This is a genomic window from Streptomyces sp. XY431, from assembly GCF_001279805.1.
Taxonomy (GTDB): domain Bacteria; phylum Actinomycetota; class Actinomycetes; order Streptomycetales; family Streptomycetaceae; genus Kitasatospora; species Kitasatospora purpeofusca.
In genome coordinates this window covers 1-201 of sequence record NZ_LGDO01000470.1, presented here as the reverse complement: position 1 = coordinate 201, position 201 = coordinate 1, and the positions used below count along the sequence as shown (strand labels likewise).

General features: G+C 72.6%; 1 protein-coding gene. It reads left to right on the top strand.

What is annotated here, in order from left to right; all coding sequences use genetic code 11:
* Positions 1 to 201, top strand: a 201-nt coding sequence (locus tag ADK60_RS29675) for a hypothetical protein (RefSeq protein WP_199839789.1), incomplete at both ends; no start/stop codon positions are given.

Below are 201 nucleotides of genomic sequence, written 5' to 3'. Positions count from 1 at the left end.
AGGGTCTGGCCACCGCGGAGGAAGCCGTCGGCCACTACCGAGCCCTGGCCGACGCGACCCCCGACGCCTACCTCCCTCACCTGGCCAGCGCGCTCAACAGCGTTTCCATCCGGTTGGGCGAGGAGGGCCGACGGGCGGAGGGTCTGGCCGCCGTCGAAGAATCCGTCGCCATTCGCCGCGCCCTGGCCGAGACGAACCCCG